This is a genomic window from Brachymonas moutaii (nom. illeg.), assembly GCF_049977365.1.
Taxonomy (GTDB): domain Bacteria; phylum Pseudomonadota; class Gammaproteobacteria; order Burkholderiales; family Burkholderiaceae_C; genus Brachymonas.
Window position 1 is genome coordinate 157897 of sequence record NZ_JBNGEN010000004.1, and the last position, 13879, is coordinate 171775.

Below are 13879 nucleotides of genomic sequence, written 5' to 3' on the forward strand. Positions count from 1 at the left end.
GGCTGGCGCATGGGGTGACGGGCAGGGCGGGCCGGAGTCTGCCTGCCGTGTGCCGCTCCACCGGGGACGGTCACATGGTCACACGGCCACGGGGGCCTTGATGGCCGGATGGTGCCGGTAGTCGCGCACCTCGAAGTCCTCGTAGGCGTAGCTGAACAGGTCGGCCGGCCGGCGGCGGAGGTGTAGGGTCGGGTAGGGATAGGGCTCCCGGGCAAGCTGCAGCTCCACCTGCTCGCGGTGGTTGTCATAGATGTGGCAGTCGCCCCCTGTCCAGATGAAGTCGCCCGGTTCCAGATCGCACTGCTGCGCCACCATGTGGGTCAGCAGGGCATAGCTTGCGATGTTGAAGGGCACGCCGAGGAACAGGTCGGCACTGCGCTGGTAGAGCTGGCAGGACAGGCGCCCCTCGGCCACGTAGAACTGGAAGAAGGCGTGGCAGGGCATGAGTGCCATGCGGTCGAGCTCGGCCACGTTCCAGGCGCTTACGAGAATGCGGCGCGAATCCGGGTTGCTGCGCAGGGTGCGCACCACATCCGCGATCTGGTCGATGTGCCCGCCGTCCGGCGTGGGCCAGCTCCGCCACTGCACGCCGTAGACGGGGCCCAGGTCGCCGGTCTTGGGATCGGCCCATTCGTCCCAGATGGTGACGCCATGCTCCTGCAGCCAGTGCACATTGCCGTCGCCGCGCAGGAACCACAGCAGTTCGTAGATGATGCTCTTGAGGTGGACTTTCTTGGTCGTGACGAGCGGGAACCCCTGCTGCAAGTCGAACCGCATCTGGTAGCCGAAGACGCTGCGCGTGCCGGTGCCGGTGCGATCCGACTTGGCTACACCGTGGTCACGCACGTGGCGCAGCAGGGTTTCGTACTGGTTGGAGCAGGGGGTGGTGGGGATGGACATGGTGCGCGGAATGGGCGGCGGCCAGCGTGCACAGGGTGCAGCACCGGCCGGAGGGACAGGGCTCGATTATTGCTGTGGCCGCATATCCGGGCCCGGGGAGCGGATATGCGGTCGTCCCGTGGCGGAAGGACGGTGTCGGTGGGCAGGGGAGAGACTGCGGCGCTCAGTGGCCCAGCACGCGGCCGGGATTCATGAGGTTGCGAGGGTCGAGCGCCTGCTTGAGGCTGCGCATCAGCGCCAGGGCCACGGGCGACTTGTAGTGCGGCAGGGTGTCGCGCTTGAGCAGGCCGATGCCGTGCTCGGCGCTGATGCTGCCGCCATGCCGTGCCACGGCATCGAACACGAGGGTGTTGATGCCGGGCTCCTGCTCGCGCAGGAAGATCGCCGGGTCCTGCCCTTCAGGGGCCTGGATGTTGTAGTGCAGGTTGCCGTCGCCCAGGTGGCCGAAGTTGACGATGCGCACGCCGGGCACGGCCTGGCCGAGTGCGGCATCGGTCTCGGCTACAAAGGCCGGAATGGCCGATACCGGCAGCGAGATGTCGTGCTTGATGTTGAGCCCCTCCTCGGACTGCGCGAGCGAGATGCTCTCGCGCATGTGCCACAGCGCCTGTGCCTGGGAGAGGCTCTCGGCCACGATGGCATCGGTGACGCAGCCCGAGGCGAGGGCTGCTTCCAGCAGCGCCTCGAAGCGGGCACGGGCAGATTCCTCTCCGTCGAAGTCGGAGTTCTCCAGCAGCACGCAGTAGGGAGTGTCGTGGTACAGCGGGACGTGGAGCTGCGGAAAGTGCCGGTCCACCAGCGTGAGCGCAAAGCGGCTCATCATCTCGAAGCCGGTCAGCCCCGCATGCAGGTGCTGGCGTGCCAGTCCGAGCAGGTCCACGGCAGCCTGTACGCTCGGCACGGCCGCCCAGGCGGTGAGCTGCACGCGCGGCATGGGAAAGAGCTTCATGGTGGCCGCGGTGATGATGCCCAGCGTGCCCTCGCTGCCGATGTACAGATCGCGCAGGTCATAGCCCGTGTTGTCCTTGCGCAGGCCCTGCAGGCCGTCCCAGATGTCGCCCTGGGGGGTGACCACTTCCAGGCCCAGGCACAGCTCGCGCGTGTTGCCGTAGCGCAGCACCTGGGTGCCACCTGCGTTGGTGCCCAGATTGCCGCCCAGGGTGCAGCTGCCTTCGCTGGCCATGCTCAGGGGAAAGAGGTGTCCTGCGGCGGCAGCGGCTTCCTGCACCTGCTGGAGCACGCAGCCGCTTTCGGCCGTGAGGGTGAGGTTGGCGGCGTCGATGCGGCGGATGGCATGCATGCGGCCCAGGCTGAGCACCACGCTGCGGCCATCGGCGTCCGGGGTGGCACCGCCCACGAGGCTGGTATTGCCCCCCTGGGGCACGATGGGCGTGCCGGAGTCGGCGCAGGCGCGCACCACGGCAGCGACCTCGGCGGTGCTGCCAGGGCGCACCACGCACAGCGCCTGGCCGTGGTAGCGCTTGCGCCAGTCGTTGCAGTAGGGGGCGGCATCGGTACCGGTGAGGACATGGTCGGCACCGACCAGCGTGGCGAGCCGGGATGCCAGGCCAGCCGTGGAAAGAGCGGAATCTTGCATGGGCTTCATTATCATGGGTGCGTTTCGTTTTTCGTTTCCCTTCGCCCCTCTCGTTCTGTCTGGAGATGTTGCCGATGCGTGTGATGCGCCTGTGTTTGTCGATCTTCTGCTCCGGCGCCCGGTGCGGTGCAGGCGCGTCCGGGAGAGGGCCATGCGGGCCATGCCGCTGAAGCCGATGCGGATCGGGCGGTGGCCGACTTTCTCCGGCGACGTGCTCGCCGGGCTGGCGCTGGCGGGGATGCTGCTGCCGGAAGCGGTGGCCTACGCCGCCATTGCCGGCGTGCCGACCGTGCATGCGCTGGTGGCGGCCCTGGCGGGCCTGTTTCTGTATCCGCTGCTGGGCAGCAGCCGGTTTGCCACGGTGTCGTCGACCTCGTCGGCAGCGGCCATCTTTGCCTCCATGGTGGCGGCCAACGGCACCGCGAGCGGCTATGCCCTGGTGGGCATGACGGGGGGCCTGTTTGTGCTGGCCGGGCTGCTGCGGGCGGATTTTCTGGCCTCCTTCATCTCGCGGCCCGTGCTGCGGGGGTTCACGTGGGCGCTGGCCTTCACCATCATCGTGCGGCAGATTCCGCATCTGCTGGGGCTTCCGGTGCAGGGCGGACGCGTGTTCGAGGTGCTGGGGCAGCTGGGCATGCACCTCACCGCGGCCCACGGCCCCAGCGTGGCACTGGGCGGCGCGACGCTGGCCTGCTGGCTCGGCCTGCACGGGCTGCGGCGGCGCTGGAGCTGGCTTCAGCCTTCGCTGTGGGTGCTGCTGCTGGGCGTGGCCGCCGGGGTGGCGCTGCCGCTCGGTGCGCAGGGGGTGGCCCTGGTGGGCATGATCGATCTGGAAGGCGTGCATCTGGCCTGGCCCGACCTGGACTGGGCCGCCTGGGTGCGCACGGCGCAGCTGGCACCCGCGCTGCTGATGATTCTGTTTGCCGAATCCTGGGGGGCCGTGCGCTCGCTGGCCCTGCAGAATGGGGACGAGGTGCATTCGCGCCGGGAGATGCTGGCGCTCGGGGTGTCGAACATGGCAAGCAGTCTGGTGCAGGGGCTGCCCATCGGGGCGGGATTCTCCGCCTCGGCGGCCAACTACGCGGCGGGCGGGCGCAGCAAGCTCGCCGGCGTGTGTGCCGGAGTGGCCATCGCCGTCATGCTGCTGTGGCTGCGCCCGTGGCTGGCACTTCTGCCCATTCCGGTGCTGGCGGCAGTGGTCATCGGCATCCTGCTGCACAAGCTGGCGCTCCGGCCGGTGCTCACGCCGCTGCGCATGGGCGGGGACGCCTGGCTGGCGCTGGTGGCGGTGGCGGGGGTGCTGTTCTTCGGGGTGCTGTTCGGCATGCTGCTGGCGGTGGGCCTGTCGGTGCTGCTGGCCCTGCGCCGTTTTGCCCAGCCGCTGTGCAGCGAACTCGGGCAGTGGCCTGGTTCGCACGACTATGTGGATCTGGCGAGCCATCCGGATCTGCGCCGGGTGCCGCATGTGCTGATTCTGCGGCCCGAGGAGCCGGTCTTCTTTGCCAATGCAGAGGCCATCTTCGGGCACTTTCGCGCCCTGGCCCACCGGCCCGGCGTGCAGGCGGTGGTGCTGAGCCTGGAGGCCTGCGACGATCTCGATACCACCTCGGTGGAGGCGCTATCCGAGCTGCAGAACCATCTGCACCGGCATGGGCAGCGCCTGCTGCTGGCGCGGGTCAAGGACAGGCCCCGCGCAGCCCTGCAGCGGGCCTTTCGGGCGCTGGCGGCGCCGGGCCAGGCCGTTTCGGCCCTCACGGGAGATTCCGCTCCGCCCCTCACCCCCTTGCCGTGGCAGATGTACTGGAGCGTGGACGATGCCGTCCAGGAGGCCGAGGCTGCGACTGCGCCCCCGGGGCATTGGCCGGTGGCTGCTCCCCCGGCGGAGCAGGGTGCGCCGCCTGCGGCTGTGGCGCGGGGTGTGGCTCCGTCTCAGTGAGGGGTGGGAGCGGAAGATGCCGGCTCGGCCGCGCGCCCTTGCGCAGCTGGCGAGTCGTCGTCTTCTTCTTCCTCCTCCGCGTCGTCGTCCATTATCTCGGTGTCGGCAAATGGCGGAGGTGCTTCGCTCGGGTGGGCTGCTGCGGCCTTCTGGCGCAGCCGGATGTGGATCACGCAGGCCACGAACAGGGCCAGGCACAGCAGCACTTCGGCCAGGGCGTAGTAGCGGCTCGGAACCCGGTCGCTCGTGGCGCGCACCACGCCTTCGCAGAAATACAGCCACACCATCAGACTCAGCCAGCGGTAGGTGTACATGCGGTGCTTGAGCAGGCCGGCAAGCGGAATGCACAGCGGCAGCGCCTTGAGTGCCAGCCACGAGCCTCCGGGCCGAACGGGAGCCAGCCAGAGCTCCCAGGCCACGCACAGGGCGACCAGGGCCAGCAGCAGGGCCACGGCCGCTGCACGCGACGCGCGGACGGCGGCAGAAGGAGCGACCGGAACAGGGGGGAGAAAAGCGGAAGGCGAGGTCATGGCAGGAGAAAAAGAGCGCTCGGAGGCCGGCAGACTGCGTGCAGTCGTGCGTGCCACGGGGCACAGTGCCATGGTGCCCCCTGACAGCAGGCCGGGAGGTGGCATCATAGCGTCATGCATGTGCTTCACCGACTGCTGCGCTGGCATTTTCAGCTCCCGCGGCGTTTTCTGGAACTGCCCTGGCGCGAAACCCTGACCATGTTCCGTCAGCGTTTCCGCGAGGATCACCTGGCGCTCACCGCCAGCAGCCTGACGCTGACCACCCTCACCGCCATGGTGCCCTTCTTTGCCGTGATGCTCTCGGTGTTCACGGCCTTTCCGGTGTTTGCGCGGCTGCAGCTTGCGCTGGAACAGTGGATGGTGCAGAACCTGATTCCGGACGCCATTGCCAGTCAGGTCTCCAACAGCATCACCACCTTTGCAGGACATGCCCGCGAGCTGGGCACGGCGGGGACCTTCTTTTTCATCCTGACGGCGTTTTTCCTGATGTCGAACATCGACACGCAGTTCAACGCCATCTGGCGCGTGCGCAAGCGCCGGCCGCTGGCGCAGAGCGTGCTGGTGTACTGGGCAGTCATCACCATCGGGCCCGTGGTGCTCGGGGCCAGCATCGCCACTACCTCGTACATTCTCTCGCTGTCGCAGGGCTGGGTCACCGGAGTGCCCGAGATTCCTTCCGGCAGCGTCAAGGCGCTGATCGATCTGGTGGAATTCGCGCTCATGTCCATCGGTTTCGGCTCGCTCTATTACTTCGTGCCCAATACGCGGGTCCGCACGGCCCATGCGTGCGCTGGGGGGGTGTTCACGGCGGCGGGGCTGGCGCTGGCCCAGCGGCTTCTTGGCCTGTATCTGGCGCGCGTGCCCTCGTATTCCGTCATCTATGGCACCTTTGCCACGCTGCCCATCCTGCTGCTGTGGATGTACATGGCGTGGCTGATCGTGCTGCTCGGGGCGGTGATTGCGGCCTATCTGCCGAGCCTGCTGCGCGGACCGCGCCGGCACGGGCAGGGCATGGCGTGGCAGATGCAGCTGGCCGTGGAGGCGCTGCGCGAGCTTGTGGTGGCCCATGCCACGCCCCAGCGCGGCCTGTCGGTCGAGAAACTTGCGGCCGCCCTGGAAGTCGAGGCACCCCAGCTCGAACCTGTGCTGGAGGAGCTCGCGGCACTGCGCTGGGTAGGCCGCCTCGATGAAAAGGTCGGCACCTGGGTGCTGCTCGTGCCTCCCGATTCGACTCCCGTCGCGCCGCTCGTCGCGCGCTGGCTCCTGCCCCCGACGCCCGAGCTGCAGCCCCTGTGGCAGCAGGCACCGGCAGGGTTGACCCTTTCCGACGCGCTGGGGCTGGTGCCCATGGCAGCGGCTTCCGGGCCCGAGCCTGTCACCCCGCCCGGCCTGTCTTCCCCCGCTCCGTCTGCGAGCTCTCTTCAGGACCTCTCATGATCCGTCTGTCCCGTCTTGCCGCCACCTGTGCCCTAGCCGTTCTCGGCACCTCTGCCTGGGCGGCCGTGCCCACCGATCCCTCCCTGCGGGAGCTCATGGATGTCTCCGGGGTCGAACAGACCTATCGGCAGATGCCCGCCATGATGCGCGACGGCGTGCTGCGGGCCATGAAATTCAACCCTGACCTTTCCCGGCTCAACGCGCGCCAGCAGCAGATCGTGGCCGATGCCCAGGACCAGCTCGGCAAAATCGTGGTCGAGGAGATGACTTCTGCCCAGATGCAGGGGTTCATCGTGCAGACCTACCAGCACGTGTTCACGCAGGAGGAAGTGGATGGACTCATCGCCTTCTACCGCTCGCCCGTCGGGCGGGCCTGGGTTGCGAAAATGCCGCAGGCCAACCAGCGCCTCATGGAGCTCGTGCAGCAGCAGGTCATGCCGCGCGTGCTGCAGCGTGTCGGAGAGGTCTTCCAGCAGATGAAGACCGACCTGCGTGCTGCCCAGACCGCCGACTGACCGGCTGACCGGCTGACCGGCTGACCGGCTGACCTGTGCGGCCCGGGCCTTCTGCCTGCGTCCAGCCGCGTCAGTGCGCAGGCGTGGCGGCCTCGGGCAGTGCCTCCTGGAGCACCTGCAGGAGCGCGTCGGTGGCTTCGGCCATGAGGTCATGTCCGCCCGGCAGCACATGCGTCTGCCCCAGTGGACCTGCGGCTTCGATGAGGGAGCGTGCCGCCTTGGCGGGAGTCATGCGGTCGGCCTCCCCGAGCACGAAAGTCACCGGACAGCGCACCCGTGCCATGTCCGTGAGCCCGTCGGCATAGCGGTCGCAGGCCAGAAACCCGGTGCGCAGCAGGTGCCCCTGCGGGTTGCTGTCCAGCACCCGGTGCATCAGGGCACGTGACACCTCGATGGGGGCTGAGGCAGGGTCTGCCGCCGTCTCTGCAGACGGTGCTGCAGGGGCCGTGTGCGAATAGCGCGCAATCAGGTCGATGGCCTGGTCGGGATCGGATTCGGCCATGTCCAGCAGGGCAGGCGATACCTTCATCGGAAAGGCCGTGCCCACCAACACCAGCCGCTGCACCCGGGCAGGCTCCATCGCCGCCAGATGCAGGGCGATCAGGCTGCCCCAGCTGTGCCCCACCACGGCCACCCGGTAGATGTCCAGGGCATCGAGCATGGCCAGCAGCCGCGAGGCGGCGTCTGCCACGCTGGCAGGGGGCGTTCCGGCGCTGCGGCCGTGGCCGGGCAGGTCCACGGCCAGCACATTCCAGCCGCGCTGGGCGAGCGGCGCCAGAAAGGGCGTCCACACCGAGTGGTCGTTGAGCACGCCATGGATGCACAGCACAGTGGGCTGTCCGGGCTGCAGGGGCAGGGGCCCCGTGTCCGCATACAGGCGTTGGTCGGCAAAGGTGATGTCCATGGGGTGCAGCTCCTTTCGTGATGCGGCGGCGGGGCAGGGCCCCCAGGGGCATGCCGATTCGGGTTCCAAGGGCATCCACGGGGGTCACAGCCCCGATTGTGGGATATATTTGCCCCCATTTCCTCCCATTTTCCTGCAAGGTGCCCGCATGAAGGTCAGCGACATTCTCCGCGTCAAAGGCAATACCCTCTTCACCATCTCCCCCGACGACACGCTGCTTGCCGCCGTCCAGCTGGTCGCCGACAAGGACATCGGCTCCCTGGTGGTCATGGCGCACGGGGATGTCGTGGGCATGCTCACCTTCCGCGAGATCAACCTGCAGCTCGCACGCAACGGCGGCGAGCTCGGCGGCACCCTGGTGCGCACCGCCATGGACGACTACCCCATCACCTGCACGCTCAACACCGACCTCGACGAGGTGCGCCGCATCATGCTCGATCACCATGCGCGCTACATCCCCGTCATGGACGGCCGCACCCTCCATGGGGTGATCAGCTTCTACGACGTGGCCAAGACCGTGGTGGAAAGCCAGAACTTCGAGAACAAGATGCTCAAGGCCTACATCCGCGACTGGCCCGAGCACGACGAGGAAAAGGCCGGCAACAACGCCAGCTGATGCCCCGATCCCGTTCTGCCCGCTGGCTGCGGCCGGCCGGGCAGGGGATCATGGTGCCTGCCGCCTCTCAGGCCACGCGCTCGCAGGCCAGCACGTAGGGCGGGTCGTGGGGCACATTAACCAGCGCATAGCGCGCCACCCGCCACTGGCCGGGATCGCGCTGGCTTGCCCATGCCTCCACGGCCTCCCGCTCCTCCACGGCGCCCGGATGGCCCTGATACACCACCAGCACCAGTACGCCATGCACCTGCAGCAGGTCTGCGGCTGCCTGCAGGGCTGCACAGGTGGGCTCGGGGCGTGTCACCACCTGCTTGTCGCTGCCGGGCAGCCAGCCCAGATTGAACACGGCGGCCTGCAGCGGGGCATCGACATGTGCGGCCAGCGTCTCGTGGCCCGCATGCACCAGAGTCACCCGGTCGAGCACGCCGGCGTCGGACAGACGCTGCCGGGTGTGCGCCAGGGCCTGCGCCTGCACATCAAAGCCCCACACACGCCCTGTGGGCCCTACGCACTCGGCCAGCAGCAGCGTGTCGTGCCCGTTGCCCGCCGTGGCATCGAGCGCGCAGTTCCCGGGCTGCAGGGCCTCGCGCAGGATGCGATGGGCCATGGGCACGATGGCAGGCAGATGCAGGGTCAGGCTGGAAGGGCGCATGGCAATACAGGGGAACAGCAGAAACAGTCGGAATCAGCGGGCGCAGGAACCGGAAATGCGGGAGGGAGTAGGGCACAAAGCCGCAGAACGCTGGCTCAGCCCGCCGGCATCAGCCCCTGTTCGGCCATGGACAGTGCCTGCCCCCGGCCCACGATGATGTGGTCGAGCACCCGGATGTCCAGCAGCCCCAGCGCCTGCGACAGATGCCGCGTCAGGGCGATGTCGGCCTCCGAGGGCGTCAGCGTTCCGCTGGGGTGATTGTGCGCCAGCACCACGCTCGCGGCGTGATGGTGCAGCGCGCGCAGGGCCACCTCGCGGGGGTATACGCTGGTCTGGTCGATCGTGCCCCTGAACAGGGTCTCGCACTCGATCATGCGGTGCTGCGCATCGAGAAACAGCACCGCAAAGCATTCATGCGGCAGATGGCCGATCTGCATCTGCAGATAGTCGCGTGCCAGCGACGACTCGTTCATCACCTCGCGCTGCGCCAGCCGCTGGGCCAGCGCGCGCCGAGCGAGCTCCATCACCGCCAGCAGCTCGGCGCGCTTGGCCGTGCCTCCCAGTCCCTTGATGCGCGCCAGCGATCCGGCCGATGCCTGCAGCAGGCCTCCTACGCCCCCGCAGGCATCCAGCACTTCCTGCGCCATCACCAGCACGTTCCGGCCGGCCGTGCCGGTGCGCAGCAGCAGAGCCAGCAGCTCGGCATCGCTCAGGGCGGCAGGGCCCCGGGCGAGCAGCTTCTCGCGCGGCAGGGAGTCGGCAGGGAGATGGTCGAGGGCCATGGAGAGGAAGATCGAGGCAGCAGACAGTCACCCCCCGCATGGCCGTAGGCCCTGTGGGGAGTATGGCAATTGGGGGTGGGCTCTTACAATAGGCCGCATTCCCTTTTGGTGCCGATTATGTCTGAACCTGTGACCCCCACCATCTCCGCCACCCAGGACGTGCCTGTGGTGCAGCCCACCTCTTTCCTGACCCTGCACTACCGCCTCTCCGGCCCGCAGGGCGACATCATCAACACCTTCGACCAGCTCCCCGCCACGCTCTCGCTGGGCACCGGGGTGCTGTCTCCCGCGCTGGAGCAGCGCCTGCTCGGTCTGGCCGAGGGAGCCCACGCCCGCTTCGATGTGCCGGCCGGCGAGGCCTTTGGCGAGCGCAATCCGCAGATGCTGCAGTGGCTCAAGCGCAGCGTGCTCGCCGAGATGGGCGACCCCGACGAGCAGTACACCGTCGGCGAGGTGGTGCAGTTCCCCACTCCCGATGCCCAGGGGCAGTTTGCGGGCCGTGTGGCCGAGCTGTCCGACGAGGCGGTGCTGTTCGACTTCAACCACCCGCTCGCAGGCCAGCCGGTCGCGTTCGAGGTGCACATTCTGGGCGTGCTATGAGCGACCTGTCCCCCCGCATGGCCGGGGATGCCGCCATTGTGCTGGCGGCGCCGCGCGGCTTCTGCGCCGGTGTCGATCGTGCCATCGACATCGTCGAGCGGGCGCTGCAGAAGTTCGGCCGGCCCATCTATGTCCGGCACGAGATCGTGCACAACACCCACGTGGTCAACGACCTGCGCAGCCGCGGCGCCATCTTCATCGAGGAGCTCTCTGAAGTGCCGCCCGGTGCCACGCTGGTCTTCAGCGCCCATGGCGTGAGCCGTGCCGTGGAGGAAGAAGCCCGCGAGCGCGGGTTCCGCATCTTCGACGCCACCTGCCCGCTCGTCACCAAGGTGCACATCGAGGTCGCCAAGCTCGCCCGCGAGGGCTACGAGTTCATCATGATCGGCCACAAGGGCCACCCCGAGGTCGAAGGCACCATGGGGCAGCTCGATGGCGGCATCCATCTGGTCGAAGACGTGGACGACGTGGCCCATGTCCAGCCCGCGCAGACCGAGCGCCTGGCCATCGTCACCCAGACCACCCTGAGCGTGGACGACGCCGCCGCCATCACGGCCGCCGTGCGTGCGCGCTTTCCCAGCATCCGCGAACCCAAGCAGCAGGACATCTGCTACGCTACCCAGAACCGGCAGGACGCCGTCAAGCTCCTCAGCCGCGAAGCCGATGTGGTCATCGTGGTGGGCAGCCCCACCAGCAGCAACAGCAACCGTCTGGCCGAGCTGGCCGGCCGGCTCGGCGTCGTCAGCCACATGGTCGACCATGCCGACGAGCTGCAGCCCGGCTGGTTCGCAGCAGCGCACACCGTGGGCATCACGGCGGGCGCTTCGGCCCCCGAGAGCCTGGTGCAGGAAGTCGTCCGCCGCGTGCGCGAGCTTGGCGCCGTGTCGGTGCGCACCATGGACGGTGTCGAGGAAAAACTCAAGTTCCCGCTGCCCAAGGGCCTGCGCCTCGATAGCGAGGAGGGGGCTGACATCTCCTGATCACCCCGCCTGCCTGTACTCTGCCTGTATGTACGGGCCGTGTTGCGGCCTCTTGCCGGCGCCGCTCATGCAGGAGGGCACCCCCCACCACCGCAGCCCGGGAATGCTGCTGCTCTGCACGCTTCTTGCGCGTGCTCTACGCGTGTGCTGCCGCTCTGGCGCTTTCGCTGATTTCAACTGCCGCCCGTGCAGCCCGCTTCATCTTCATTTTCACCGATCGCTTTTCATTTTCACCATGCTCGACATCAACCTTCTTCGCAAGGACCTCGACCAGGTCGTTGCCCGTCTCCAGACCCGCAAGAATCCGCAGCCCTATCTCGACGTCGACGCCTTCCGCGCGCTCGAAGCCGAACGCAAGACCATCCAGACCCGCACCGAGGAGCTGCAGGCCCGCCGCAACCAGCTCTCCAAGCAGGTCGGCCAGCTCAAGGGCAAGGGCGACCATGCCGGCGCCGAAGCCGTGATGGCCGAAGTCGCAGGCATCAAGCAGGAGCTCGAACACAGCGCAGCCCGCCTCGAACAGATCCAGACCGACATGGCTGCCATGCTCCCCGGCATCCCCAACCTGCCGCACGCCAGCGTGCCCGTCGGTCCCGATGAATCGGCCAACGTCGAGCTGCGCCGCTGGGGCACCCCCCGGACCTTCGACTTCCCCGTCAAGGACCACGTCGATCTGGGCGCTCCGCTCGGCCTCGACTTCGAAACCGCCACCAAGCTCACCGGAGCCCGCTTCTCCGTCATGCGCGGCCAGATCGCCCGCCTGCACCGTGCGCTGGCCCAGTTCATGCTCGACCTGCAGACCACCGAGCACGGCTACACCGAGTGCTACGTGCCCTACATCGTCAACGCCGACAGCCTGCGCGGCACTGGCCAGCTGCCCAAGTTCGAGGCAGACCTTTTCGCTGCCAGAAAAGGCGGACAGGAAAGCGAGGATCATCCCGACAACACCCCGCTCTACCTCATCCCCACGGCCGAAGTCCCCCTCACCAACACCGTGCGCGGCGAAATCCTGGCCGAGGCCGACCTGCCCATCCGGCTCACGGCCCATTCCCCCTGCTTCCGTTCCGAAGCCGGCAGCTACGGGCGCGACACCCGGGGCCTGATCCGGCAGCACCAGTTCGACAAGGTCGAAATGGTCCAGATCGTCCACCCCGACCACAGCTACGAGGCCCTGGAGGACATGACCTCCCACGCCGAAGCCGTGCTCCAGAAGCTCGGGCTGCCGTACCGCGTCATCGTGCTGTGCACCGGCGACATGGGCTTTGGCTCGGCCCGCACCCATGACCTCGAAGTCTGGGTCCCCGCCCAGAACACCTACCGCGAAATCTCCTCGGTCAGCAACTGCGAAGCCTTCCAGGCCCGCCGCATGCAGACCCGCTTCAAGAACGCGCAGGGCAAGAACGAATTCGTCCACACCCTCAACGGTTCCGGCCTGGCCGTGGGCCGCTGTCTCGTGGCCGTGCTCGAAAACTACCAGCGCGCCGACGGCAGCATCGAAGTGCCCGAAGCCCTGCGCCCCTACATGGGCGGCCTCACCGAACTGCGCGCCGCCTGAGGGCAGCACGCAGCCGTGCCGTGGAGCCCCCGAGGCTCCCGGACGACGGAACAGGCACGCGCACGGCGGCCACGCAGCCAATTTCGCCACCCACACCGCAAACCCGCCGCGCTTGCATGTAGAATCGCCTCTTCGGCTGCCTCAGCGCCCAGACAGCCCGACCGACCCGGAGAGATGGCAGAGTGGTCGAATGCACCGGATTCGAAATCCGGCATACAGGTTCTCCTGTATCGAGGGTTCGAATCCCTCTCTCTCCGCCAATGCACAAGAACACGTTGATTTTCAACGGGTTTTTTCTTGTGTGCCTCGGCGCAGGTGTCCCAGATCGGTGTCCACAGAACCGGCAGCAGCTCACTGAGCAGTAGCGGACGCTTGGTTTTTACAATCCAATCATCCGGGACCTGACAGGTAGGTTTTGATTGCACACCAGCTGACCTCATCCGCAGGGTGCCTTTCCCGTACTTGCCATTGATGGCATCCAGCGCCAGCATCAGATTGCCTTTCCTGTCGCTGCTGTCAAAATCCAGTTCCCCTTGCACAAGTGCTTTGTCCTGAAGTTCCAGCAAGATCACACCCGCTCGGGCATAGCGATAGCCTTCCTTGTAGATGGCGCGCATGCCCAGTGAAGCAGCCTGTACCAGCGTGATGGTATGGTCTGTGGGTCTTCGCAACGGTATGACCACTGAGTTGTTGTAAGCCTCTTCCTTGCTGAACAAGCTGGTCTGGAGCAGAACCAGCAACTGGCTGGCCGTGCTGTCTTGCTGACGCAGTTTCTCTGCAGCACGGGTGGCAAATTCGGATACAGCCTCAATCAACGGCTCCAACGCCGTCACCCTATGGCCAAAGCTGCGCGTAAATGCAATCTGGTTTTGTCT

The 13879-nt window shown here is 67.4% G+C and carries 13 protein-coding genes, 1 tRNA gene and 1 pseudogene; 8 read left to right on the forward strand and 7 right to left on the reverse strand.

The genetic code is table 11. The features are described from left to right. Positions 1 to 78: 78 nt before the first annotated feature. A complete protein-coding gene (locus ACP2WS_RS06785) occupies positions 79 to 900 on the reverse strand; it encodes a thymidylate synthase (protein WP_426460120.1) in 822 nt (273 codons plus the stop codon). Positions 901 to 1063: 163 nt separating this feature from the next. Then, the gene (locus ACP2WS_RS06790; RefSeq protein ID WP_426460121.1) at positions 1064 to 2497 is read right to left on the reverse strand and encodes an FAD-binding oxidoreductase; all 1434 of its coding nucleotides are present in this window, start codon (positions 2495 to 2497) and stop codon (positions 1064 to 1066) included. Positions 2498 to 2657: 160 nt separating this feature from the next. Between ACP2WS_RS06790 and ACP2WS_RS06795 the strand changes: the two genes are divergently transcribed. Next, complete coding sequence (locus ACP2WS_RS06795) at positions 2658 to 4433, forward strand: SulP family inorganic anion transporter (protein WP_426460122.1); 1776 nt, start codon at positions 2658 to 2660, stop codon at positions 4431 to 4433. Here ACP2WS_RS06795 and ACP2WS_RS06800 read toward each other — a convergent pair. Continuing rightward, on the reverse strand, positions 4427 to 4963 hold the full coding sequence (locus ACP2WS_RS06800; protein WP_426460124.1) for a DUF2069 domain-containing protein: 537 nt from the start codon (positions 4961 to 4963) through the stop codon (positions 4427 to 4429). The genes ACP2WS_RS06795 and ACP2WS_RS06800 overlap by 7 nt on opposite strands. 114 nt (positions 4964 to 5077) lie before the next feature. Between ACP2WS_RS06800 and ACP2WS_RS06805 the strand changes: the two genes are divergently transcribed. Together ACP2WS_RS06805 and ACP2WS_RS06810 are read left to right on the forward strand one after the other, a co-directional pair. After that, positions 5078 to 6400: a YihY family inner membrane protein gene (locus tag ACP2WS_RS06805; RefSeq protein ID WP_426460125.1), complete on the forward strand. Its 1323-nt coding sequence runs from the start codon at positions 5078 to 5080 to the stop codon at positions 6398 to 6400. Further along, positions 6397 to 6915 carry a DUF2059 domain-containing protein gene (locus ACP2WS_RS06810; RefSeq protein WP_426460126.1) on the forward strand — a complete coding sequence of 173 codons (519 nt, stop codon included), beginning with the start codon at positions 6397 to 6399 and terminating at the stop codon, positions 6913 to 6915. Before ACP2WS_RS06805 ends, ACP2WS_RS06810 begins: the two co-directional genes overlap by 4 nt. A gap of 70 nt (positions 6916 to 6985) precedes the next feature. On the opposite strand, the gene ACP2WS_RS06815 is transcribed toward ACP2WS_RS06810, so the two are convergent. Next, a complete protein-coding gene (locus tag ACP2WS_RS06815; protein ID WP_426460128.1) occupies positions 6986 to 7819 on the reverse strand; it encodes an alpha/beta fold hydrolase in 834 nt (277 codons plus the stop codon). Positions 7820 to 7967: 148 nt separating this feature from the next. Between ACP2WS_RS06815 and ACP2WS_RS06820 the strand changes: the two genes are divergently transcribed. Next, on the forward strand, positions 7968 to 8435 hold the full coding sequence (locus ACP2WS_RS06820) for a CBS domain-containing protein (protein ID WP_374492885.1): 468 nt from the start codon (positions 7968 to 7970) through the stop codon (positions 8433 to 8435). A 67-nt stretch (positions 8436 to 8502) separates the two neighbouring features. Here ACP2WS_RS06820 and mnmM read toward each other — a convergent pair whose 3' ends face one another. Next, complete coding sequence (mnmM, locus tag ACP2WS_RS06825; protein WP_426460130.1) at positions 8503 to 9087, reverse strand: tRNA 5-(aminomethyl)-2-thiouridylate-methyltransferase MnmM; 585 nt, start codon at positions 9085 to 9087, stop codon at positions 8503 to 8505. Between the two features lie 95 nt (positions 9088 to 9182). Next, positions 9183 to 9869 (reverse strand): RadC family protein, encoded by a 687-nt coding sequence (gene radC, locus ACP2WS_RS06830; RefSeq protein WP_426460132.1) that lies wholly within the window; start codon positions 9867 to 9869, stop codon positions 9183 to 9185. Between the two features lie 117 nt (positions 9870 to 9986). On the opposite strand from radC, the gene ACP2WS_RS06835 reads away from it, so the two are divergent. The 4 genes from ACP2WS_RS06835 to ACP2WS_RS06850 all read left to right on the forward strand — a co-directional run bounded on the left by ACP2WS_RS06835 (position 9987) and on the right by ACP2WS_RS06850 (position 13264). Further along, positions 9987 to 10469, forward strand: a complete 483-nt coding sequence (locus ACP2WS_RS06835; RefSeq protein WP_374492878.1) for an FKBP-type peptidyl-prolyl cis-trans isomerase — start codon at positions 9987 to 9989, stop codon at positions 10467 to 10469. Next, positions 10466 to 11449 (forward strand): 4-hydroxy-3-methylbut-2-enyl diphosphate reductase, encoded by a 984-nt coding sequence (ispH, locus tag ACP2WS_RS06840; RefSeq protein ID WP_426460134.1) that lies wholly within the window; start codon positions 10466 to 10468, stop codon positions 11447 to 11449. Before ACP2WS_RS06835 ends, ispH begins: the two co-directional genes overlap by 4 nt. 235 nt (positions 11450 to 11684) lie before the next feature. Further along, positions 11685 to 13004, forward strand: a complete 1320-nt coding sequence (gene serS, locus ACP2WS_RS06845) for a serine--tRNA ligase (protein ID WP_426460135.1) — start codon at positions 11685 to 11687, stop codon at positions 13002 to 13004. Between the two features lie 168 nt (positions 13005 to 13172). Further along, positions 13173 to 13264 (forward strand) — tRNA-Ser (locus tag ACP2WS_RS06850). 168 nt (positions 13265 to 13432) lie between these two features. Here ACP2WS_RS06850 and ACP2WS_RS06855 read toward each other — a convergent pair. Beyond that, positions 13433 to 13867 (reverse strand): annotated as a pseudogene (locus ACP2WS_RS06855) (DinB/UmuC family translesion DNA polymerase); the annotation flags it as partial. Between the last annotated feature and the right edge of the window lie 12 nt (positions 13868 to 13879).